Origin of the sequence: Paraburkholderia sp. A1RI_3L, assembly GCF_048957895.1 — a bacterium.
Lineage (GTDB): Bacteria > Pseudomonadota > Gammaproteobacteria > Burkholderiales > Burkholderiaceae > Paraburkholderia > Paraburkholderia kururiensis.
In genome coordinates this window covers 91,887-114,919 of sequence record NZ_JARCHA010000011.1, presented here as the reverse complement: position 1 = coordinate 114,919, position 23,033 = coordinate 91,887, and the positions used below count along the sequence as shown (strand labels likewise).

Here is a 23,033-nt window from a genome sequence, read left to right as displayed (position 1 = left end):
CTTTGTATGGGGGTTACTTTTTGCCGGCAAACAGCGCGTCGAGCTTCTGCTCGTACGCGTGATAGCCGAGATAGCGGTAGAGATCCTCGCGCGTCTGCATCGTCGGCACCGCGGCTTTTTGCGTGCCGTCGCGCTTCACGGTTTCGTAGAAGTTCAGCGCCGCTGCATTCATGGCGCGATACGCGCCGCAGCAATAGAGCGCGATATCGACGTTCGCGTCGCGCAGTTCGTCCACGGTGAAGAAGGGTGTGCTGCCGAATTCCGTGAGGTTGGCGAGAATCGGTACCTTCACGGCGGCCTTGAAGCGGCGGTAGTCCTCGAGCGTTTTCATCGCTTCCGGAAAGATCATATCCGCGCCGGCTTCCACGTATGCAACGGCGCGCTCAATGGCCGCATCCAGCCCTTCGGCGGCGGCTGCATCGGTGCGGGCCATGATGACGAACTGGTCGTCGGTGCGGGCGTCCACGGCGGCTTTCACGCGGTCCACCATCTCTTCCTTGGGCACGCATTCCTTGCCCGGGCGGTGGCCGCAGCGCTTCTGCCCGACCTGATCTTCGAGGTGAACGGCGGCTACGCCGGCCTTGATGAACGAGCGGACGGTGCGCGCGATGTTGAAGGCGCCGCCCCAGCCCGTGTCGATGTCGACGAGGAGCGGCAGCGGCGTGGCATCCGTGATGCGGCGGGCGTCGATGAGCACGTCGTCCATCGTGCTGATGCCCAGATCGGGTACGCCGAGCGAGTTGGCCGCAACGCCGCCGCCCGAGAGATAGAGGGCTTTGAAGCCCACCGCTTCGGCCATTTTTGCGGCGTAGGCGGTGATCGCGCCGACTACCTGCAGCGGCTGCTCAGTCGCGACGACCGCGCGGAAGCGGGCGCCCGCGCTGGCGAGGGATGCGTTGTTCATGGTTCGTCTCCTTGGGGCTGCGCGTCGGCGCGCAATGAGGAATGAGCGGAGGGAACCGGCCTCGGCGCAGAAGAGCAAGCCGTACGAGCCGGTTCCGGCTGCGCAAGTATTGCAAGGACCGGGCCAATAGCGGGGTGAGCCCTATCCCGGGCGATAACCTGTTGATTCGGTGGGAAACTGCTCGAAGAGGTATGCGAGCCGGCACCGGCCGTGGTTTCATATGTGGAATATCGAATTTCAAAAACGCAACACGTAGTCCATAATGAGGCTAGATCCTCTGCCATCCCGGCAGCACCTTGCCGTCAACGTTCCATCCTCATGAATCGCCTTCCCGAACCCGGCCCGCGACCGCGCGTGTGGGCCATCGGCATCAGCCGCCTGCGCGACCTGTTCCGCGACATCGCGTCGGAATACATCGAGCGCGCCGACCTGCGCATCGTCTCGCGCGGTTACGAAGACGCCGCGAACGAAATCGCCGTGGCCGGCGCGAGCCGGCCCGACGTGGTGGTGGCCGCCGGTTCGAACGGCACCTATCTGAAGGCGCGCATCGATGTGCCGGTGGTGCTCGTCATGCCCACCGGCTTCGATGTGATGCACGCGCTGGCAAGGGCGCGGCGCGATGCGTCGTCGTCCGTCGCGCTGGTGACGTATGGCGAAACGCCGCCCGAAGTGCGCCGTTTCGTGGCCGCGTACGGGATCGATGTCGTGTTCGCGTCGTACCAGTCGGCCCAGGACGCGGAGACCTGCGTGCTGGACCTGCGCGACCGCGGCGTGGGCACGATCGTGGGCCCCGGGCTCGTGACGGATCTGGCGGCGCGCGCGGGGCTGGCTGCCGTGTTCCTCTACTCGCGCGCCTCGGTGCATGCCGCATTCGACAACGCGCTCGACGTCGCCCAGGCCACGTGGCGCGAAGGCGTGCGGCGGCAGCGGCTCGACAACGTGCTCCAGCATCTGCGCGACGGCGTGGTGGCGCTCGATGCCGCCGGCCGCGTGGAGGCCATCAACCAGCGGCTCGCCAATGTGCTCGGCATCGACCCGAATGCCTGTGCGGGGCGCCGGTTCGCCGACCTCGCGCCCGACGTGGCCGCGACCGTGCGCGACATGGCCGTGTTCGGACCCGACGGGCAGGGCGAGTCGCTGGAAACGGTGCGCGGCTCGAGCTACGTCCTGCATCGCGGACCGATTGTCGACAAGGGCGTGACGACCGGCACCGTGCTGACCTTCCAGGAGTCGCGCGCCGTGGAGCGGCTCGATCGCACGCTGCGCTCGCGTCAGCGCGCGCCGCAGTTCGTGGCGCGCTACCGGCTGGACGATCTGGTCGGCGAATCGCCCGCGATGCAACGCGCGCGACAGCTTGCGCTGCGCTACGCGGCCTCGGACGCCACCGTACTGATTCGCGGCGAGAGCGGCACAGGCAAGGAAATGGTGGCCCAGGGGCTGCACCGCGCGAGCGGCCGCCGCGACTTTCCGTTCGTCGCAATCAACTGCGGAGCATTCCCCGAGGCGCTGCTCGAAAGCGAACTGTTCGGCTACGAGGAGGGCGCGTTTACCGGCGCGCGGCGCGGCGGCAAAGCTGGCCTGATCGAAGCGGCGCATCGCGGCACGCTGTTTCTCGACGAGATCGGCGAGATGCCGTTGCCCCTGCAGAGCCGGCTGCTGCGCGTGCTGCAGGAGCGCGAGGTGATTCGCCTCGGCGCAACGGAGCCGACGCGCGTGGACGTGCGCATCGTGGCCGCGACGCACCGCGCGCTCACGGATGCCATCGAGACCGGCGAGTTCCGCGCCGATCTCTACTACCGTCTCAACATCCTGAACATCGCGCTGCCGCCGCTGCGCGAACGCACGGCGGACATCATGCCGCTCGCGGCAGAACTGCTGCTGGCCGCTGCGCGCCGCGAAGCACGGCTCGCGCCGCGCGTGACCAGCCTGACGGATGCCGCGGCGATGCTCGCGCCGGCAGTTGAACCGCTGTGCCGCCACAGTTGGCCCGGCAATGTGCGCGAGCTGCAGAACGTGATCGAGCGTGCAGCGGTGGAACTGGCCGATTCAACGGACCCGGGCGCAACGCTGACGTATGAGGTGTTGCACTCGATTGCCCCCGAGCTGTTCGACAAGGAGCCGGCGGAGGCTGCAGTCGCCGATACGGAGGGCAGCGCACCGGCGCCGGCTGCGCTCTCGTTGCGCGAACGCAGCCGACGCGTTGAAGCCGACGAGATTCGCGCCGCACTGGACGCCTGCAACGGAGATCGCGAACAGGTGTGCGCGATGCTGGGCATCAGCAAGACGACGCTGTGGAGAAAGCTCAACGCGGGCGCGAAGCCTTTGACGTCTGCGGCTGGCCTGCAGGCGGGCGGAAGCGGGCGCAAAGGGCAGTAGGGAGTGCAGTAGGTAGGGCAGTAGGTATGCAGTACGTTGCACGGCACGATCGTGCATGGCCGGCAACGGCTGGCGTGCATACCACCGAGCCCCTGCTGAGCCTCTAACGCAGGAATTCGAGTGCCGCCGCGACGATGGCCTCCGGGGCATCTTCCTGCATCAAATGTCCTGCGTTCGGTACCGCCTGGAACCGCGCCGACGGAATCACGCTCGCGAGATGACGGCCGCGTTCAAGCGGAATCCATTGATCGTCTTCGCCCCAAAGAATCTGCACGGGGCAGCGAATGGTGCTGTAGCGCGGCTCCACTTCGTCCGTGTAGCGCTGATCCATCTGCGCAATCTGGCGATAGAAAGCGGCCTGGCCCGTTTCGCCGAGCCACGGAGTCACATAGGGCTGCAACTCGCCGTCCGGAATGGCACGCGCCACGGCGCCGCGCACGTAGGCCTTGACGGCGGCTTCGTGGATATACGGCGGCATGCCCGCAAACGCATCGACGTGCTGGCGCACATGCCGCACGAACGGCGAGCCCCATGGCGCCACGGCGACCGGGTCGATCAGCGTCAGGCTACGGTATTCGCATCCGTTGACGAGATGGGCGCGTAGCGCCGTGGCGCCGCCGAAGTCATGCGCAATCACATCGGGACGATCCAGTTCCCAGTGCGCAAGGAGTTGCGCGAGCAGTTCGTTCTGTACGCCGAGCGAGACGTCCTGCCCCGCGCGTTGCTCCGACTGACCGTAACCCAGCAGGTCATAGACGTAGACCGTGCGGATCGATTCGAGCCACGGCGCGACGCGGTGCCATACCCACGACGAAAACGGCGTGCCGTGGATGAGCACGAGTGGCCTGCCGCTCCCGCTTACGCGAAACGGTACGGATTGACCCTGGAAGAGATAACGCTGATCGAGCAGCCATGGCTTCATGAACGATGCCTCGCGAAAGATGAGGGCAATGGGATGAGGGCAATGGGATGAGGGCAACGAATCGGTCGAGCGTCAATCGTCCGCGCGCTACGCGGCTTCCACGGTTCGCAGCACTTGCGCGACGCGCGCATGCTCGTGAAGCACGCCGGGACTCTGTTGCAGCAACGCGCGATACCGCTCCAGAAACGCCTGCTGCATGCCTTCGTTGCCGAACAGCGCCCTGACCGCCTGTGCGGAGCCGATGCGGTCGTCGGCGGTGGCGTCTTTGCCGTCCAGCGTTTCGTCGATATTGGCGATCACCGTAGAGAGCGGCGTGATCCAGCGAAACGCCTCGCCGTTGATGAGAACTTGCAGGAAGCTCGCGGCTGTGGTGGGGCCGTACTCCGCTTCATAGGACGCGCGTTCGTGGTCGAGTATCGCCTTGTGGAGCGCGAGCAGGGGCTTGCGCACTTCAGTGAGGAACTGGATGGCGCGCTGTTCGTTCATGGTCGGGCTCCTGTCGGCGGTCGGAAGACGCAATGCAATGCGATGCACTGCAATGCAGTTGCTGCGTATCGAGGATGGGGCGGCATGCAATGCATGATGCCTCATGCGGCATTGTGCAGTCTGGCGACGCATCTTGCCGGCAGCGGCTACAATTTTTTGCCGCTCTCGATTCGCTCCGGATTCACTGCATTTTCGTGCAATGCAATCGCGTTCTTTCAGTCTTCAATCGGCCATCCGTGCGCAATGCAGAACAGTTCATCCGCATGGCGCTTCATTGGCCCGTGTTCACAAACAATAGCCCACAATCGGAGTTGTTCATGACGACGCTAAACATCAACGGCGAGATCCATACGGTGGACGCTCCGCCCGATATGCCGCTGCTCTGGGTGCTGCGCGATCTCGTCGGACTGACGGGAACCAAGTTCGGCTGTGGTATTGCACAGTGCGGTGCCTGCACGGTGCATCTGGATGGCGCGGCCGTGCGCTCCTGTGTCTTGCCCGTCGCCGCGGTGGGTGACAAGAAGATCACGACCATCGAAGCGGTAGGCGCAACGCCTGCCGGCCAGAAGATCCAGCAGGCATGGCGTGAGGTCGATGTGGTGCAGTGCGGCTATTGCCAGTCGGGTCAGGTCATGACCGCCACTGCGCTGCTCGCGCAAAACCCTGCCCCCAGCGACGCCGACATCGACGCCGCGATGGCCGGCAACATCTGCCGCTGCGGTACCTACAACCGCATTCGCGCGGCGATCAAGCACGCCGCGAAGGGGGCGTGACATGTCGCGCGGACTCCTCGAAGCAGGCAAGCACGCACAAGGCGACGCGCGCGAAGCATTCGAAGCGGCAGACGCGACGCTCGCGCCGCACGAACGCGGTCTCTCGCGCCGCACCTTCCTCAAGGCCGGCATGACGCTTGGTGCGCTCGCGGGCGGCGGTCTGCTGCTCGGCTTCAGCGTGCGGGCGGCGAGCGGCGACGAAGCGGCGGCGAACAACGCTGCAGCCACCGATACAGGCGGCGCGGCACGCAAATCCGTGGTGGGCGGCGATGCGAGCGAACCCGCGCCCGCGGGCGTATTCGCGCCCAACGCGTTCATCCAGATCGACCGCAACGGCCAGGTCACGCTCGTCATGCCGAAGGTCGAAATGGGCCAGGGCGTCTACACGTCGATTCCGATGCTGATGGCCGAAGAGCTTGAAGTACCGCTCGAAAGCGTAACGCTCGATCACGCGCCGCCCAACGAGAAGCTGTTCATGGACCCGCTGCTGGGCGGCCAGCTTACGGGCGGCTCCACTTCGATCCGCTATGCGTGGGAGCCGGCGCGCCGCGCGGGCGCGACCGCGCGCGTGCTGCTCGTGACAGCCGCCGCGCAGCAGTGGCAGGTGGACCCGGCGTCGTGCCACGCCGAGAAGGGCGAGGTCGTGCACGCGGAAACGAACCGGCGCATCGCTTACGGCCAACTCGTGGATGCCGCGGCGAAGCTGCCCGTGCCGCAAGACGTGCCGCTCAAGAAGCCCGAGCAGTTCACGCTGATCGGCAAGCCGACGAAGCGCCTCGATTCGCCGGAGAAAGTGGACGGCACGGCGCGCTTCGGCTTCGACGTGCGGCTGCCGGACATGGTCTACGCCGCGATCGTGAACAGCCCGGTGTTCGGCGGCACCGTCGCTTCCGTCGACGACACGAACGCGAAGAAGATTCCGGGCGTGCGCCAGGTCGTGAAGATCGACAACGCCGTGGCCGTGATCGGTGACCACACGTGGGCCGCGAAACGCGGCGCCTCCGCGCTGGTCGTTACATGGAACGAGGGGCCGGCCGCAACGCTTTCGATGCAGCAGATCGTGGCCGATCTCGCCGATGCCTCGAAACACGACGGCGCGGTGGCCCGCAAAGACGGCGACGTGGGCAAGGCGTTCGGCGAAGCGAAGACGCGCATTGATGCGGTCTATCAGCAGCCGTTCCTCGCGCACGCCACGATGGAGCCCATCAACTGCACGGTGCATGTGCGTCCCGACGGCTGCGATATCTGGGTGGGCACGCAGGTGCCTACGCGCGCCGTGGATGCGGGCGTGAAGATCACGGGGCTGCCTGCGGAAAAGATCGTCGTGCATAACTTTCTATTGGGCGGTGGTTTCGGGCGACGCCTCGAAGTGGACGCGATCACGCAGGCGCTCAAGATCGGCAAGCAGGTGAACGCGCCCGTGAAGGTGGTCTGGACGCGCGAGGAAGACATCCAGCACGACATGTACCGCCCGTACTACTACGACACGCTTTCGGCCGGGCTCGATGCGAACGGCAAGCCGGTGGCCTGGCAGCATCGCATCGCGGGGTCGTCGATTCTTGCGCGCTTCGCGCCGCCCGCCGTGAAGAACGGCGTGGATCCCGACGCGGTGGAGGTGGCCGTCGATCTGCCCTACGACCTGCCGAACCAGCTGATCGATTACGTGCGAGTCGAGCCGCACACGGTACCCACGGCGTTCTGGCGCGGCGTGGGTCCCACGCGCGGCACGTTCGTCGTGGAGAGCTTCATCGACGAACTCGCCGCGCAGGCGAAGACCGATCCCGTGAAATATCGCCGTGACCTGCTCGGCAAGTCGCCGCGCGCGGCGCACGTGCTCGACGTCGCCACGCAGGCCGCAGGTTGGGGCAGCGCGCTGCCAAAGGGCCAGGGCCAGGGCCGCGGCGTGTCCGTCATGCACGCGTTCGGCAGCTATCTCTGCATGGTGGCCGACGTCACCGTGGACCAGCAAGGCGAGGTGGCCGTGAACCGCGTGGTGTGCGCCGTGGATTGCGGCATGGCCGTGAACCCATCGACCATCGAGGCGCAGATCCAGGGCGGCGTGATCTTTGGCATTACGGCTGCGCTGTATGGCGAGATCACGATCCGCAACGGTCGCGTGGAACAGACCAACTTCACGGACTACCGGATGATGCGCATCGACCAGACGCCGCCCATCGAGGTCCACATCGTGAAGAGCGCGGAGGCGCCGGGCGGAATCGGCGAGCCGGGCACGGCGGCGCTCGCGCCCGCCATCACCAACGCGATCTACGCGGCTACGGGCAAGCGGCTGCGGCAATTGCCGGTGGGCCGCCAGCTCCAGAACGCTCAAACCGCCTGACGGGAGGCACCGTACGATGAAGCGATTCAACGCAATGACGGTGGCCGCTGGTACGGCCACCTCGGTGGCCTCCGCAGTGGCGACCGCTGTGGCCACTGCATTGACCACCGCAGTGGCCACATTCACTGCCACCGTCCTGTTTGCCCCGCACGCCCATGCTGCGGACAATCCTGCCACCACCGCAGCCAGCGACGCGCTGGTCGCACGCGGCGCCTACCTCGCGAAAGTGGGCGACTGCGTGGCATGCCACACCGCGAAGGGCGGCAAGCCGTTCGCGGGCGGCCTGCCGATGTCCCTGCCTATGGGCACGCTCTACACGACGAACATCACGCCGGACCCGGAAACCGGCATCGGCGGCTACACGGAAGAGGACTTCGCGCACGCGCTGCGCGAGGGCGTGGCGAAGGACGGCCACAACCTGTACCCGGCGATGCCGTACGCCTCGTACGCGAAGATCAGCGACGACGACACGAAGGCGCTCTACGCGTACTTCATGCACGGCGTGGCGCCGGTCAGGCAGGCCAACCGCGTGCCGCAGATTCCCTGGCCGCTCGGCATGCGCTGGCCGCTCAAGCTGTGGAACGCGGTGTTCCTCGAGAAGGGCGTTTATCAGGCGAAGAGCGGTCAGGACGTGGCGTGGAACCGTGGCGCGTATCTGGTGCAGAGCCTCGGGCACTGCGGCTCGTGCCACACGCCGCGCGGCGCGCTGTTCCAGGAGAAGGCGCTCGATGAACGTGGCGGTCTCTATCTCTCCGGCGCGCTGCTCGACAACTGGTATGCGTCGAATCTGACGGGCGAGCACAACGTCGGGCTCGGGCGATGGTCCGAGGCCGAACTCGCGCAATTCCTGAAGACGGGGGCGAACGCGCATGCGTCGGCGTTCGGTTCGATGAGCGACGTGATCAACAACAGCACGCAGGCCATGACGGACAGCGACGTCGGGGCGATCGCGCATTACCTGAAGTCGCTGGCGCCCGCGGGCGGCAACGGACAACCGCAGTACGCCTACGACGCGCAGGCCACGAAGGTGCCGCTCACGCGGCCGGCCGGCGATGCAGGGGCGAAGGTCTACGCCACCTACTGCATGCACTGCCATGGCACCGACGGCCGCGCGTTCGCGCCGATGTTCGCGCCGCTCGCCGGCAACCCCAATGTGCTAGAGAAGGACGCGTCGTCGCTCATCAACGTCACGCTGAACGGCACGCCCGACCTCGTGATTCAGGGCATTCCGGCGCCGTATCCGATGCCGCAGTTCGCCTCTGTGCTGACGGACCGGCAGATCGCGGACGCGCTCACGTTCATTCGAGCGGGCTGGAACAATCACGCGCCGGCAGTCAGCGCGGACGACGTGGCAAAGATACGCCGCGGCACGCAGACCGCGATGCATTGAACGAAGCGATGAAGGACAGAGCGGCGGGCAGGCGGTGCGCGTTCGGCATCGCTTGCCTGCCCTCGCTTATGGTGCGATCTGCGGCCGGACAGGCTCGGCCAGACAGGCTCGGCCGGATAGGCGTTCAACGCTGCGCGACCCGCTGACGCCGTTCGAGCGAACGGGCAAACCACGTGAGCGGAAAACACATCGCGAAATAGATGAGCGCCACCATGCCGTAGATCGGAAACGGGCGGAACGCCGCGTTGGTGATCATCGTGCCGGTCTTCGTGAGTTCCACGAAGCCGATGATCGAGGTGAGTGCCGTGCTCTTCACCACCTGCACGAGAAACCCGACAGTGGGCGCGACCGCGATTTTCAGCGCCTGCGGCCACACGATGTAGCGCAGCTGTTGCCCATGAGTCATACCGAGACTCGCGCCGGCCGCCCACTGACCGCGCGGCACCGCTTCCACGCAGCCGCGCCAGATGTCCACGAGATAGGCGCTCGTGTAGAGCGTGAGCGTGATCGTCGCCGCAAACCACGGCGAGACGTCAATGCCGACGAGCGGCAGCCCGAAGAACGTGAGGAAGAGTTGCATCAGGAGCGGCGTGCCCTGAAACAGCTCGACGTAGAGCACCACGACGCGGCGCAGCCAGGCCACGGGCGACACGCGCATGGCGAGCAGCACGAGGCCCGCCGCGCCGCCGCCCACGAACGCGATGAGCGAGAGCAGAACCGTCCAGCGCGCGGCAAAGATCAGGTTGCGCGCGATGTCCCAGAGCGTGAATTCGATCATGACGAGCGCTCCGTGCGAACGGCCGGCGAAACGGCCGGCGGGTTCGCGGTGGTGTCGGCAATGGATGCGCGCGCGAACAGCTTGCCGCGGCGCCGCGTTCCAGCTTGACTCACTGCCGACGTGGCCCGTGCCGCACGACCCGCGAAGAGCCGCTTGCCGAGCCGGTTGAGCAACTGGCGCAGCACAATGGAGAGCACGAGATAGGCCGCGGTGATGATCACGTAGCTCTCGAACGAGCGGAAGTTGCGCGACTGGATGAAGTTGGCTGCGTAGGTGAGGTCGGGGACCGAAATCTGCGAGACGACCGCGGAGCCCAGCATCACGATCAATACCTGACCTAGCAACGCCGGAAAAACGTTGGCAAGGGCCTGTGGCAGCACGACGTGACGAAACGTCTGGCGCGGATGCAGCCCGAGCGCCATGGCGGCCTGCACCTGGCCGCGCGGAATCGAATCGATGCCGGCGCGCACGATTTCCGTGGCGTAGGCACCCAGATTGACCGTCATGGCCAGCACGGCGGCCTGCACCTCGTCGATGTGGATGCCGAGGCTGGGCAGCCCGAAGAACACGAAGAAGAGCTGCACGAGAAACGGCGTGTTGCGGATCAGCTCGACATAGGCCGCCACCACCGCGCGGGCCGTGCGCGGCCCCGACACGGCGATGCTCGCGCCCGCCACGCCCACCAGCCCGCCCAGCACGGTGGAAACGGCGGTGAGTCCCACGGTAACGGCCGCGCCCCGCGCGAGCATGCCCGCATAGAGGCCGAAGCCGCTGAAATCGAACGCGTAAGTCATCGAGGGGAATCACCGTTTCCAAAAGCGCGCAGCGCACGGCGGCGCGCGCCGTGCCGCCCCAGAGGCCTCAGAGACTTCAGAGATCGGCGGGCAGCGGCGCGTGCAGCCACTTCTGCGAAATTGCGTTCATCGTGCCGTCCTTGCGTGCGCGGGCAATCGTGCTGTTGACCTGCTGCATCAGGCGCGGCTCGTTCTTGTTCAGGCCGACGTGATCGGGCGAGCTGAACAGCGAAAACTTCTGTTCCGGGTCGTTGGCGGGGTGGCGCGCCAGAATCGTGGCGCCCACGTCGTTGCCGACCACGAGCAACTGTACCTGACCAGAAATAAATGCAGAAATGGCGCCGTTGGGGTCGTCGAAGCGCTTGATCGACGCGCTCGCCGGCGCGATCTTGCTCACCGACAAATCTTCCAGCGTGCCGCGTGCCACGGCGATGGTCTTGCCGGCCAGGTCGCCCGCGTTTTTCACGGCGAGCGCCTTTGGTCCGAAGACGGCCAGGTAGTACGGCGCGTACGGTTGCGAGAAGTCGATGACCTTGGCCCGCTCGGGCGTCTCGCCAACCGAGAGCAGCATGTCGGCCTTGTGGTCCGCGAGGTAGGCCATGCGGTTGTCGCCCGTCACGGCCACGAGTTCGACCTTGGCGTGGAGCGCCTTGCCGATCAGGTTCGCGACGTCGATGTCGTAGCCTTGCGGCTGCATGTCCGGACCGATGGAGCCGAACGGCGGATAGTCTTCGAACACGCCGATCTTGACGACACCGGATTTCGCGATGGTGTCGATGGCGTCGGCATGGGCTGCCGGGGCAAGGGCGATGAGCGCAGCCACACCGATGCAGGCTGTGCGAGCGACGCGGGACGCATGGGCGTACAGGCGCGCTGGGGCTGAGGCAAAGCGGCGTTCGGCGTGCTGGCGGAGCGCGGATGGAGAGCGGTTCATCGTTTTCCTCTGTCGAATGGGGTCGCAGGGGGCCGCAGGGGCACTGGCGGACCGGAAGCAGCCCCGAAGGATGGGGTTCGAACGCACTCTAGGTTTGCCAAAATCCCCCAACAATCGAAATCTCTGCATGGGCGGCATGAGCGGGGCTCATGGGTGGGAGACGGGTGAGCACGGGCGCGTTGGTCCGAGGTGTTGTTAGCGGACCGGGCTGCGGAATGACGGGGGGGCGGCTAGCGCTGGATGAGCGTCGACCGGCAGCTTCGAGGCTTGAGCTCGGGGTCGTGCATCGAGTCCGAAGCGACGTCTCCCCACCTGGAGCGGGTTTGCGGGAGACTCCGCCGACGGGGATTCCGGTTATCGACTGGAGAAATGGCAGGGTCGCGAAGGCCAGGCCGGCGCGCTGGCCGCGCGCTCCCTCACGGGCGTCACGGGTTCATCGCTTGCCGCGCGCGAATGCCGCTATAGGGTCGGTCTGCGTGGGATCTGTCTGTGTCACGTCCGTCCGCGAGGCCGAGGGGTCGCTATGCCGAGCACGCTGCATTGCGCGCTTGTCGCGAGCCTCGGGCCGATGCGGAGGGCGGCGGGAGCCAGGCGCGGTCGCCGAATGCTTTTGCGCTTCCTTTCTGAGTTCCGCCGGACTCAACCACTGCTCCCGGTATTCGGCACGGACGAATCCGGCAACAAAAAGAAGCACGAACGACGCGCAGACGCGCCGCGTGTTGCATCGGCCGTGCCCGATACGTCCTGCACTTCCGGTATGCCCTGGGCTCGCTTGGACTACGTTCGCCTGGTACTGCCTTGAACTGTTCGACATAAGAAATCGCTTGTTGCTACTACTTTCCGGGTGAATCAACTGTGCTCCTGTACGCGCGCCGCTTCAGACGCATGCGTCCCGGCGGCTCGAAATACGTGCCGAAGCGCACGAGCCCAGCCTTCTTCAGGTGGCATGTCAGCTCGAAGCTCACGAGTACGCCGGGGTCGTTGTTTTCGATGATCCCGACGTCGATGGAACGGATGCGGGGTTCGTACTTCAGCAGTGTGGCCTCCATCTGCTGCTTGAGCATGTGAGAGGAGGCGGGCAACGCCTTGTAGATGTTGGTGAGATCCGGCAGGCCGTAGTCCGGCAGATGCTTGAGCGCACCGGCGCGCGTGTTGAGAATGCGCAGCACGTTCTGCTGCACGCTCATGCATTGGAGCGTGCGGTCGTCGTATGCGGCCAGCGGCTCGCCGCCGATCTGTCCGAGCAGCATGTCGTAGAGAGAAGGGCCGACCGGCATCGTGTGCGCTCCGTCAGGCTGCTACCGACGCGGGCGCGGCGTCGCCATCGACCACGTCGGCCGGGTCGACGAAGTCGATCGCGAGGTTGCCTTCAGCGGAGTTGGAGAGCGCAATCTTCGCCGGCGCCGTGCCGCTGGCCATGCGCGCCAGCAGCTCACGCGATACCGTCGGCAGGATGCGCTGGTTGAGGAACGCATCGACGTTGCGCGCGCCGGACTCGCGTGCGAGGCACAGCTCGGCCATCGCGCCGATGAGCGATTCGTCGCATGTCAGTTCGACGCCGTGCTGGCGGCGCAGACGGTCTGCGACCTTCGCCAGCTTCAGCCGCACGATGGAGGCAAGCGCCGCGACGTCGAGCGGCCGGTAGACGAGCGTCTGGAAACGCGCGAGCAGCGCGGGCTGGAAGTGCGCGACCAGTTCGGGGTGAATCGCGTCGAGCAGGGCGGCGTGCGCAATCTCCGGGTTGCCAGCCGTCGCCTCGTCGATCTGGGTGCTGCCCAGGTTGGAGGTCATCAGGATCACGCAGTTGCGGAAGTCGATCTCGCGGCCTTCGCCGTCGCGCATCGTGCCGCGGTCGAACACCTGATAGAACATGTCGAGCACGTCGCGGTGCGCTTTCTCGACCTCGTCGAGCAGCACGACGCTGTAGGGCCGCTGGCGCACCGCTTCGGTGAGGACGCCACCGCGGCCATAGCCGACGTAGCCGGGCGGCGAGCCCTTCAACTGCGAGACTGTGTGGGCTTCCTGGTACTCCGACATGTTGACGGTCGTGAGCGCTGCTTCGCCGCCGAACAGCAGGTCCGCGAGCGCCAGCGCCGTTTCGGTCTTGCCGACACCCGAGGGTCCGGCCAGCAGGAACACGCCGAGCGGCGCGTGCTCGCTGCGCAGCCCCGCTTTTGCGGTGCGCAGGCTTTCGGCAAGTGCGGTCAGCGCGTCGTTCTGCGCCACCACGCGTCGGGCCAGCTGCGCTTCGAGCGTGAGCAGGCTCTGCAGCTCGTCTTCCACGAGGTCGCCCACCGGCACGCCGGTCCATTCGGCCACCACGCGCGCGACGGCCTGCGCGTCGACGTCCGCGAAGACGAGTGGCGTCTTGCCCTGCGCCTGGGAGAGCGCTTCGCGGGATTGTGCGAGCAACGCTTCATCGCGTGCAGCCGGGTCGATGCCACGCTGTTCCAGTAGCGTCCGGACCAGCTTCAGTTCGCCGTCGTAGCGGGCCTGCAACTGCACTAGCCCGGTTCTTGCCTGTTCAAGCGACGTATCGAGTGCGGTGCGGCGCGCCGTGATGTCGCCGATACCGGCGCGTGCGTCGTCATCGAGCGTGGCGCATTCCAGTTCCAGCGCCGACACGGCGGCGTGGGCGCGCTGCAGTTCCGCGGGCGGGGACTCCAGCCCCATGCGCACGCGTGCGGCGGCGGTGTCGATCAGGTCGACCGCCTTGTCGGGCAACTGGCGCGCGGGAATGTAGCGGCGCGAGAGCTTCACCGCGGCGACGAGTGCGTCGTCGCTGATGTGCACGGCGTGGTATGTCGCGTAACGGCTCTTGAGACCGCGCAGCATCAGGCAGGCGGCATCGTCGTCGGGCTCGTCGACCTTGATGACCTGAAAGCGCCGTTCGAGCGCGGCGTCGCGTTCGAAGAATTCCTTGTATTCGGACCACGTGGTGGCTGCGATGGTGCGAAGCTCGCCGCGCGCGAGCGCGGGCTTGAGCAGGTTCGCCGCGTCGGCGCCGCCGGCAGCATTGCCTGCGCCGATCAGCGTATGGGCTTCGTCGATGAAGAGCAGGACGGGCACGGCCGATGCCTGCACCTCTTCGATCACGTTCTTCAGGCGCTGTTCAAACTCGCCCTTCACGCCGGCGCCGGCCTGCAGCAGGCCGAGATCGAGCGTGAGAATGCGCACGTCGCGAATCACGTTCGGCACGCTGCCTTCGGCCACGCGCAGCGCGAGGCCTTCCACGAGCGCAGTCTTGCCGACCCCCGGCTCGCCGACGAGGATCGGATTGTTCTTGCGGCGGCGCGCGAGCACGTCGACCATCTGCTGGATCTCACGGTCGCGTCCGAAGACGGGATCGATTTCGCCGCGCCGGGCTTTTTCCGTCAGGTCGATGGCAAAGCGGGCGAGGGCTTCGCCTTCGGTGCTGCGCCGGGAGGGCGGCGCCTGCGTGGCATTGCCAGCGCCTGTGCACGGTGGGAGATCGGTGGCGGGTTCAACCGCAGTTTCTTCTGCTTCCGGTTCCTCGTCTTCGGGCCCGTTCTCGCACGACAGGTGACCAAGACGCGGCAATAGGCGCCCGATCTGCGCGCTGCTTATCGACAGCAGCGGCCATGCCTTCTGAGCGCGCAGCGCATGCGGCGTATCGACGATCGCCTGCAGCAGGTGTCCCGAGCGGATCAGCGCGTCCTCGCCTTCGTCGGATGCGCTTACCCATGCGGCTTGCAGCACGGTGGCAAGCTGGACAGAAAGCGCCGGTCTGCCTCTAAGGTTGCGCGGCACGTGTTCGATGGTGTCGAGCAGGGCCTCCCACACGAAATCGACGTCCACCGCGTAGTGGTCGAGGATGGCGGGAATGTCGCCGTCGCCCTCCTCGAGAAACTTCAGCAGCCAGTGCTCGACGAAGATCTCGCCCGCGAGGCGTCCCTGACAGAGGCTGGCAGCCGCCTCAAGTGTTTTCGCGCAGTGGGGATTGAGCCTGCGGAGGAGGTGAGTCGTATCGCGGAGGGTCATGAGGGGACGGACCGGATTGAAAGGAATCCGCACTGTTTAGCAGCGAGACTCCGGAGAAAAAGGACCAGTCCGCAAGCCGGACTGGCGGACCGGAAAAAACGGGACCGGCGGAGGCTCACGCGGTCCCGGCACACACTGCGGATATCAGGAACGCTCGTTCCACGTGTCCTTGTGGATGATGTTGCCGTCCTTGTACGACCACGTGATCGTCTCGTAGCGCAGCTCGACGTTCTCGAGGTGGTTGTGCTTCTCGTAGTCCGGGTTCTTGATGTCGTACATCACCGGATTGACCGCGACGATCTTGACGTTGTCGAGCTTGGTGTTGAAGTACTCCTTCTCCTTGCCCGCGTCGTCGATCTTGTACCACTTGATCTCAACCGACTTGAGCGTCTGGCCGCTCGTTACCGCCTTGTACAGGTACGGCGTGGAGGCGTCCGTTTCCTTCGTCAGGGTGATGGGCTTGTGAACGCGCGTGCCGGTCAGCTTGCCGGTGTTGCCGTCGGTCGGGATGTGCACGCCGTGATTGAAGGCGACGAGCTCGACGCTGCCCTCACGGCCCTGCACCGTCACGGAACCTTTGATGTCGGCGCCGCCATCGTCCTTGAGCCACATGTAGGCCGGAATTGCCATTGCTTAACTCCCTGTTATGTACTGCTTACTACGACGATTGCCCGGAGCCTGTGGCCGGGCACTGGAATCCCGAAGCGGGAAGCTTCGGGGACTAGAAAGCCTTAACTCTTCGATGCTTCGGACGATGGCGCGTCTTTTGCCGTGTCGGGCACCAGCGTGATCTCCACGCGCCGGTTTCTTGCGCGCCCCCCGGGCGTATCGTTGGTGGCGAGCGGACGCGTGTCGCCGTAGCCCTGAATGGCAAACTGCGTGGCGGGGAGGGCGGATGCCTCGACCAGCCAGTCGCGTACGGCTTCGGCGCGCGCGGCGGACAGCTTCAGATTGCTCTCCGGCGTGCCGACGTTGTCGGTGTAGCCGGCCACGAGAATCCGCTTGTCCGGATGCGCCTTGATCATCTCCAGTGCGCCGACCATCGCACGCGTCGAACCGGGCCTGAGCTGTGCCTTGCCACTGTCGAACAGCGACATGCTGTCGAGCGTGACGACGGCCGGCGGCGGGGGAGGCGGGACGTATGAGGCGATCGCGTCGTTGAGCGCAGGCATCAGCCGGGCGCCGCGGAACATGCCGAACGACAGACGCAGCGGGACACCGATGCGCGTGTACCGGTCGAGCTCGTCCCTGTCTGTGACGAGCGCATGCAGGGCGTCGCGTCTTGCCGTGTCGTGCGATACGGGGATCATCGAATAGCGCCCGAGATCGGCGCCGATACGCGTGAGCAGCGCATCGTTGTTTCTTGCGGAGGCCCAGAACGCGGCGATGGCCGCACACGCGAGCAGCGCAATCGCATGGGCCAGGGCCGCAAGACGCGGCGACATCCAGTGCCGGCGCGGCATCGCTTCCACAAGCGGCTGCGGCAACGGCCACGGTAGCGGTGAAGCAGCCGCGTCCGCACGCAGGACGTGTGTCTGCATTGCGACGTCGCACTCCCAGGGGCGGTCCGGTCTGGTGGCAGGCCCGCAGTCGATCCAGCCGGCACCGAACAGTGGCCAGGGCGTGGCCGGCTGCTGCCGGTCGGCCAGTGTGCCGAGTACGACGCGCTGGGTCCATCCGACAATCGACGCGAGCGCGGCTGCTCGTTCCGTGGTCTTCCGGTCGCCAGCCGTCAGGCGGGCTTCGTCCTCTGCCGCCTGGATCACGCCATCGAGCCGTACGGCGTCCACGAGCGGCGCCGCAGAAGAGACGCCATACCAGCGCGGCGGCAGGGCCAGGCCGACATCGGCAGTGCCGGCCGCTTCGCTGTCCGCCGCACCCGACGTTCCCGTCGTGGTGAGCCGTTGATAGACCGCCACATACCCGGGCAGTCTGGTGCCGAGTACCCGTGCCGCATCCGCAACGGACTGGCGTACGACACGCAACTGCTGCGTCATCATGTCGGCACCGGCGTGCAGGGCGGGCGCAACAGAGAGCACCACGCCGTCCGGCGCCCTGCCGTCGCGCCACTGCCTGACGGCAACGGCGAGTCTCGGCAATTCCTGGGGACGATCGACCCGCAGCCAGATCGCTCCGTCGCCGACATGCGCGAAGCGCACCCCGGCGTTCCGGTCGAACAGCGCGGGCAGGCCGTCGCCGGTCACCAGAACGAGCGGCATGCGTGTGCGCAACCTGACGGGGATGTCGGCGGTCGCCGCTCCCAGTGCGGCAAGCACGTGCGCGGCCTGCTCCCGTGCGCGGGAAAGCTGGTGCGTGCGCCACCACACCAGTGCCAGCGTGAGCAGTGCAATGGTCGCGGTCAATGCCCAGGTCACGCCGCGTCCAGCGGGCAACACGAGCCAGATCACGGCGAGCGCGAGCACGGCCCCAAGTACGGCCATCAGCCGGAACGGGTAACCGAGCCCCTCGTGGCCATCGTCGGCTGGCCGCACACCGGACGGAGCAAGCATAGGCAGTTCGGACTTCACGGCCGCAGCGCCTTCGCCGGCGCGAGCTGCGCGACGTGCAGATCGAGCGCTGTGGACCAGGCGCCCCAGACGATCGCAGCAACGAGGCACGCCAGCCCTGCAACGGCCCACGGCGAAAGCCGGTAGAAGAGATCGGAAAACCTGCGTCCCGCGCGGTCGACAACGAAAGGACGATCCGCCGATGGCCGAAGTTTTTCCAACTGGGCGTTCAGCGATGAGATCAGTCCGGCGCGCTTCGCCTCGCCTTCGCGTGCATAGCGTCCGGTAAAACCGATGCCGAGGATGGCCGCATAACACTCCAGCAGATCGATATGTGGTGTGGCCTCGCGCATGCGCGCTTCGAGCCGCTCGAACACCCGCTCGCCTGCATCGTGCAGACTGAACCTTCCCACCTGCAGTGGCGCGAGTTCCCAGTCGGCGCGGACGTCCGGCGGTAGATACCGGAGCGCCGTTTCGTCGAGCAAGGCGCACTGTGCCATGACGGCGTCGTGACGCACGTCGTCCGGATAGCCGCGTCGTCCCAGCGCGCCCGAAAACTGGTCGATGATCTGCTCGCAGCGGCTACGGAACCCCACAGGATCGTCGACCTTCCGGCTGCCAGCGAGCGTCGTCACGAGGAGTGCTGTGTCGCGCAGAAGGTCGCGTATGCCGCGGGCCGATGTGCGTGCTTCACCGGCATCCATCAGGGCTGGCTCGTGGCGATGAGAGGGCAGGACGTTCATGAGCGCAGCACCGCGTAAAGTTCGAGCGACGCATCAGGCACCGATGCCGGCAGATAGACCTGGCATGCGCGGGCGGCCAGCATCCGTGCGTGCGCGGGATCGCTGGAATCGAGCGCGAAATACTGATTGTCCAGACGCACCGGTATCGCGGCGGGAACGCGCTGTACCGCCTTCAGCCCGATGCCGGGCAGCGCGGAATTGACGATGTGTTCGACGTCGTCGGGCGCGCCGATCTTGCACAGCCGCGGAAACTGTTCGACCAGCTGGAACGCGGAGACGGGCGCGTTGACGGACAGATACCAGTCGGCCGAGTCTTCCACGATCCGGCTATCGAGAAACTGTCCGGCCCAGGTGGTCGGACTCTTGCGGGTCAGGCCGATCGATACGACGCGCGACGGAATGATCGCGTCCAGCAGGTCGCGAATCATGTTCTCGAGCTTTGAGAAAACCTCGTCGGCGCGGGCATGGTCGTAGGACGGAATGTTGGTGAGCGATGTTGCGGTCGAGAACGTCGTGAGCGCACTGGCCAGCTGCGCGAGGGTGCCGTACAACTGCTCCGGCGAGCGGGCCGGATGCGTGGCGAAGAGGTGCAACTGCGGCCACGCCGCATGGATGCAGTGAAGCAGCCAGAAGAGCTGTACGTCGGCTACGCCGTACTCGGCAACCTGTTCGATGCGCTCGCTGCGGCGCGCGCCCAGCGCTGCGCTTTTTGCAAGCAGGATATCGGCGAGCCGGTTGATGCGTTCGAGGTGCAGCGGATGGCTGGCAAGCGTCAGGCACGGCGGCACGAACCGGTGGTCGACCTGGAACTGACCGCCTGCTCCGCGAGTGAGCCGGGCGACTGCACAGACTGTGTCGTCGGCGTGCGGCTCGAAGTCGAACAGCAGGCGCACCGCGTGACGCTCCGCGGCAATCTCCGTGTCGCCGGTGCCATTCATGTCTGTGACCTTGACGAACTCACGGTACGTACGGCGTGGACGCGCAAGCGACGTCTCGTCGAAGCGGCAGTTGCTGCCGTTGGCGTCGGGAAGGGCCAGTGCCGCGAGCACGGTGACGGACTGGAGATCGGCGGGCACGCCACTTGTAAGGTCTCGTGCCGGAGGAAGCGGGTCGGCCACCGTCGTGTCCACTGGGGTGCCATCGGGAAAGCGCAGTTTCAGCCGCGTGAGCTTCACGCGTCCCGTGGCGAGCGCTTCTTCGTCGACCTCGATGCCGAGCGTGCCCCAAGGATCGGCAAGCGCGACGGATGCGACCTGCTGCATCGCGAAGCCGGTCCATCTGTCCTGTTGCTGGAAGTGCTGCTGGGAGAGGATGAGGCCCTCATGCCAGAGCGGTTTGTCGATCCGCATGGTCTGTTGTTTATCTGGTTATAGCTTACGGGTGCGCAAGCCTGATATACGGGCTGGAAGACTAATGAATACACGATGAACTTGGATTGCCATTTTAATGGCGTGGTTGATTGAATTATGAATAATTGTCAATCCTGATCTTGTGGATTCTATTTTTGTGATCGATGGTGTCTTCGTAACCCGGAATCGAATGTTTGTTAAATTGGAAAACTCAATGACCAAATTGAATTTCCTGTTTGCCAAGAATCAATTCAATCAATACGCATATAAGAGATTGAATCTAACTGTTGAGCTGATGAGGTAGATGAGGGTGCCGGTAGTCAAGCTTGATAATCCTTGACAATTGGACATCCGTCTATCGCGTAACCTTCTGCGACGCTCTCCCGTTTGCCGTCCGAAGGTGCTGTTCTATTTCGCCGTATAGCGCAAATCACACGATCACACACCGGCGATTGTTGATGGCGCTCAATACGAACGGTAATAGCCATGCCTAAGCATCCGGAGGGGCGTTCCGTGCACAGCACAGGCGTGCACTTGCTCATAGCTCAAATCGCCCCAAAAAGAGGACTACCAATGGATAGCTTCCAACGAGAAATTCCGAAGAGTCGCGTTTCAATTACGCTGGATCTGCATACGGGCGGAGCCCAGAAGAAGGTTGAACTGCCCCTCAAGCTGCTGGTCGCGGGCGACTTCAGCGCCGGCCGTGAACAGGCGCCGCTGGCCGAGCGCAAGAAGATCAATATCGACAAAAACAACTTCGATGCGGTGCTCGCCGACTATGCGCCGGACCTCAAGATCGCCGCGGATAACACCCTGGCCGCCGATGGTTCGGAGTTGCCCGTGAATCTGTCGTTCCGGTCGATGAAAGACTTCGAGCCGGAGCAGGTTGCCCGCCAGATTCCAGAGCTGCAGGCGTTGCTCGCCATGCGCAATCTGCTGCGCGACCTCAAGTCGAACCTGCTCGACAACGGCACGTTCCGCCGCGAGTTCGAAAAGATCCTCAAGGACAAACGTCTGTCGGACAGGCTGCGCGGCGAACTCGCGCAGGTCGCAACGGCTGCGACGCAGCCGGAAGGCCATGCCTGAGCGTGGAAGGCCGAAAAAGGCCTTTACCGCGTTCCGCAACCACGTCGCCATACGAACCGAGTCATCCATGAAACAGAACGAATCCCGCCCTGGCGCAACCGAGACCGTTGTGCTGGAAAACGACAGCGTCTATGCATCGCTGTGCAACAAGATCAACCTGAAACCCGTCGCCGAGGCGCGTCCGCTCGAAGCGTTCCGCGACAACGACACGCTTTCGGAAGCCTCGCCCGACGAACGCGTGGCGCGCGGCATGGACGCGCTGCTCAACCTCATCGCGAAGGAAAGCAGGCCGGTCGACCGGCTCGACAAGTCGCTGCTCGATTTCTACATCGGCCAGCTGGACCGCCAGATCAGCCGGCAACTGGACGCCGTGATGCACACCCCGGAATTCCAGGCGCTGGAGGGCCGCTGGCGCGGTCTCAAGCTGCTGGTTTCGCGCACGGACTTCCGCAAGAATGCGCGCATCGAAGTGCTCGACGTGTCGAAGGACGCGCTGCAGCGCGACTTCGAGGACACGCCGGAAATCATCCAGAGCGGCCTGTATCGCCTGACCTACATTGAGGAATACGACACGCCGGGCGGCCAGCCGATCAGCGCGATGGTCAGCGACTTCGAGTTCACGAGCTCGCCGATGGACGTGGCGCTCCTGCGCAACATCTCGAAGGTCGCGGCGGCGGCGCACATGCCGTTCGTCGGCTCGGTGGGTCCGGCATTCTTCGGCAAGCAGTCGATGGAAGAGGTTGCTGCCATTCAGGACATCGGCAACTACTTCGACCGCGCCGAGTACATCAAGTGGAAGAGCTTCCGCGATACCGACGACGCCCGTTACGTCGGCCTCGTCATGCCGCGTGTGCTGGGTCGCCTGCCTTACGGCAAGGACACGGTGCCGGTGCGTGCCTTCAACTACGAAGAGGCGGTGAAGGGCCCGGACCACGACAAGTACCTGTGGATGAATGCGTCGTTCGCGTTCGCCGCCAACATGGTGCGCAGCTTTGTGAACAACGGCTGGTGCGTGCAGATTCGCGGCCCGCAGGCGGGCGGCAAGGTCGAGGACCTGCCGGTCCACCTGTATGACCTCGGCACCGGCGTGCAGCCGAAGATCCCGACGGAGGTGCTGATTCCCGAAACGCGCGAGTTCGAGTTCGCCAACCTCGGGTTCATCCCGCTGTCGTTCTACAAGAATCACGACTTTGCGTGCTTCTTCTCGGCCAACTCCACGCAGAAGCCGGCGCTCTACGAGACGAAGGAAGCCACGGCCAACAGCCGCATCAACGCACGTCTGCCGTACATCTTCCTGCTCTCGCGTATCGCGCATTACCTGAAGCTGATCCAGCGCGAGAACATCGGCACGACCAAGGACCGGCGTCTGCTCGAACTCGAGTTGAACAGCTGGATCAAGGGGCTCGTGACGGAAATGAAGGACCCCGGTGACGAGCTTCAGGCATCACACCCGCTGCGCGAGGCGAAGGTGACGGTGGAGGACATCGAGGACAACCCGGGCTTCTTCCGCATCAAGCTCTTCATCATTCCGCACTTCCAGGTGGAAGGGATGGACATCGGCCTGTCGCTGGTTTCGCAGATGCCGAAGGCGAAGAGCTGATCCGGTAGGTCTCGCGTGTCAGCCGGCGGAGCCATGATGGCTCCGCCGGTG

Annotated in this window: 18 protein-coding genes; 6 read left to right on the top strand and 12 right to left on the bottom strand. The window is 65.3% G+C overall.

The features are described 5' to 3' along the window. Nucleotides 1–13: 13 nt before the first annotated feature. The gene (gene prpB, locus PXJ20_RS25595) at nt 14–904 is read right to left on the bottom strand and encodes a methylisocitrate lyase (protein ID WP_017776015.1); all 891 of its coding nucleotides are present in this window, start codon (nt 902–904) and stop codon (nt 14–16) included. 318 nt (nt 905–1,222) lie between these two features. Here prpB and prpR point away from each other — a divergent pair, with 318 nt between their 5' ends. Further along, nucleotides 1,223–3,280 carry a propionate catabolism operon regulatory protein PrpR gene (prpR, locus tag PXJ20_RS25590; RefSeq protein ID WP_421032411.1) on the top strand — a complete coding sequence of 686 codons (2,058 nt, stop codon included), beginning with the start codon at nt 1,223–1,225 and terminating at the stop codon, nt 3,278–3,280. A 103-nt stretch (nt 3,281–3,383) separates the two neighbouring features. Here the strand turns inward: prpR and PXJ20_RS25585 are convergent, their stop codons facing one another. Then, nucleotides 3,384–4,202: an alpha/beta fold hydrolase gene (locus PXJ20_RS25585; protein ID WP_421032410.1), complete on the bottom strand. Its 819-nt coding sequence runs from the start codon at nt 4,200–4,202 to the stop codon at nt 3,384–3,386. 87 nt (nt 4,203–4,289) lie between these two features. Beyond that, nucleotides 4,290–4,688 carry a hypothetical protein gene (locus tag PXJ20_RS25580; protein ID WP_126877450.1) on the bottom strand — a complete coding sequence of 133 codons (399 nt, stop codon included), beginning with the start codon at nt 4,686–4,688 and terminating at the stop codon, nt 4,290–4,292. Between the two features lie 317 nt (nt 4,689–5,005). Here PXJ20_RS25580 and PXJ20_RS25575 point away from each other — a divergent pair, with 317 nt between their 5' ends. From PXJ20_RS25575 to PXJ20_RS25565, 3 genes are read left to right on the top strand one after another with little or no spacing between them, the layout of a single operon-like run. Next, the gene (locus tag PXJ20_RS25575) at nt 5,006–5,461 is read left to right on the top strand and encodes a (2Fe-2S)-binding protein (protein ID WP_042303945.1); all 456 of its coding nucleotides are present in this window, start codon (nt 5,006–5,008) and stop codon (nt 5,459–5,461) included. A 1-nt stretch (nt 5,462) separates the two neighbouring features. Continuing rightward, a complete protein-coding gene (locus PXJ20_RS25570; RefSeq protein WP_421032409.1) occupies nt 5,463–7,799 on the top strand; it encodes a molybdopterin cofactor-binding domain-containing protein in 2,337 nt (778 codons plus the stop codon). A gap of 34 nt (nt 7,800–7,833) precedes the next feature. Next, nucleotides 7,834–9,189 (top strand): c-type cytochrome, encoded by a 1,356-nt coding sequence (locus PXJ20_RS25565; RefSeq protein ID WP_421032673.1) that lies wholly within the window; start codon nt 7,834–7,836, stop codon nt 9,187–9,189. Nucleotides 9,190–9,313: 124 nt separating this feature from the next. On the opposite strand, the gene PXJ20_RS25560 is transcribed toward PXJ20_RS25565, so the two are convergent. The 9 genes from PXJ20_RS25560 to tssK form a co-directional block, all read right to left on the bottom strand. Then, complete coding sequence (locus PXJ20_RS25560; protein WP_017776022.1) at nt 9,314–9,967, bottom strand: amino acid ABC transporter permease; 654 nt, start codon at nt 9,965–9,967, stop codon at nt 9,314–9,316. Further along, nucleotides 9,964–10,761 (bottom strand): amino acid ABC transporter permease, encoded by a 798-nt coding sequence (locus PXJ20_RS25555; RefSeq protein ID WP_421032408.1) that lies wholly within the window; start codon nt 10,759–10,761, stop codon nt 9,964–9,966. Before PXJ20_RS25555 ends, PXJ20_RS25560 begins: the two co-directional genes overlap by 4 nt. Before the next feature lie 76 nt (nt 10,762–10,837). Then, nucleotides 10,838–11,695 carry a transporter substrate-binding domain-containing protein gene (locus tag PXJ20_RS25550; RefSeq protein WP_413214602.1) on the bottom strand — a complete coding sequence of 286 codons (858 nt, stop codon included), beginning with the start codon at nt 11,693–11,695 and terminating at the stop codon, nt 10,838–10,840. Nucleotides 11,696–12,528: 833 nt separating this feature from the next. Beyond that, nucleotides 12,529–12,972, bottom strand: coding sequence for a type VI secretion system baseplate subunit TssE (gene tssE / locus PXJ20_RS25545; protein ID WP_421032407.1), 444 nt, complete (start codon nt 12,970–12,972; stop codon nt 12,529–12,531). Between the two features lie 13 nt (nt 12,973–12,985). Beyond that, nucleotides 12,986–15,697, bottom strand: coding sequence for a type VI secretion system ATPase TssH (gene tssH, locus PXJ20_RS25540; protein WP_421032406.1), 2,712 nt, complete (start codon nt 15,695–15,697; stop codon nt 12,986–12,988). Between the two features lie 144 nt (nt 15,698–15,841). Further along, nucleotides 15,842–16,327: an Hcp family type VI secretion system effector gene (locus PXJ20_RS25535; protein WP_012733890.1), complete on the bottom strand. Its 486-nt coding sequence runs from the start codon at nt 16,325–16,327 to the stop codon at nt 15,842–15,844. 101 nt (nt 16,328–16,428) lie between these two features. After that, nucleotides 16,429–18,225 (bottom strand): OmpA family protein, encoded by a 1,797-nt coding sequence (locus tag PXJ20_RS25530; protein WP_421032405.1) that lies wholly within the window; start codon nt 18,223–18,225, stop codon nt 16,429–16,431. Next, nucleotides 18,222–18,947 carry a DotU family type IV/VI secretion system protein gene (locus tag PXJ20_RS25525; protein ID WP_421032404.1) on the bottom strand — a complete coding sequence of 242 codons (726 nt, stop codon included), beginning with the start codon at nt 18,945–18,947 and terminating at the stop codon, nt 18,222–18,224. The genes PXJ20_RS25530 and PXJ20_RS25525 overlap by 4 nt, the downstream gene beginning before the upstream one ends. Next, complete coding sequence (gene tssK, locus PXJ20_RS25520) at nt 18,944–20,296, bottom strand: type VI secretion system baseplate subunit TssK (protein WP_421032403.1); 1,353 nt, start codon at nt 20,294–20,296, stop codon at nt 18,944–18,946. The genes PXJ20_RS25525 and tssK overlap by 4 nt, the downstream gene beginning before the upstream one ends. 573 nt (nt 20,297–20,869) lie before the next feature. On the opposite strand from tssK, the gene tssB reads away from it, so the two are divergent. Then, nucleotides 20,870–21,382, top strand: coding sequence for a type VI secretion system contractile sheath small subunit (gene tssB, locus PXJ20_RS25515; protein ID WP_017776030.1), 513 nt, complete (start codon nt 20,870–20,872; stop codon nt 21,380–21,382). Between the two features lie 67 nt (nt 21,383–21,449). Beyond that, nucleotides 21,450–22,982 carry a type VI secretion system contractile sheath large subunit gene (gene tssC, locus PXJ20_RS25510; RefSeq protein ID WP_421032402.1) on the top strand — a complete coding sequence of 511 codons (1,533 nt, stop codon included), beginning with the start codon at nt 21,450–21,452 and terminating at the stop codon, nt 22,980–22,982. Nucleotides 22,983–23,033 lie beyond the last annotated feature (51 nt).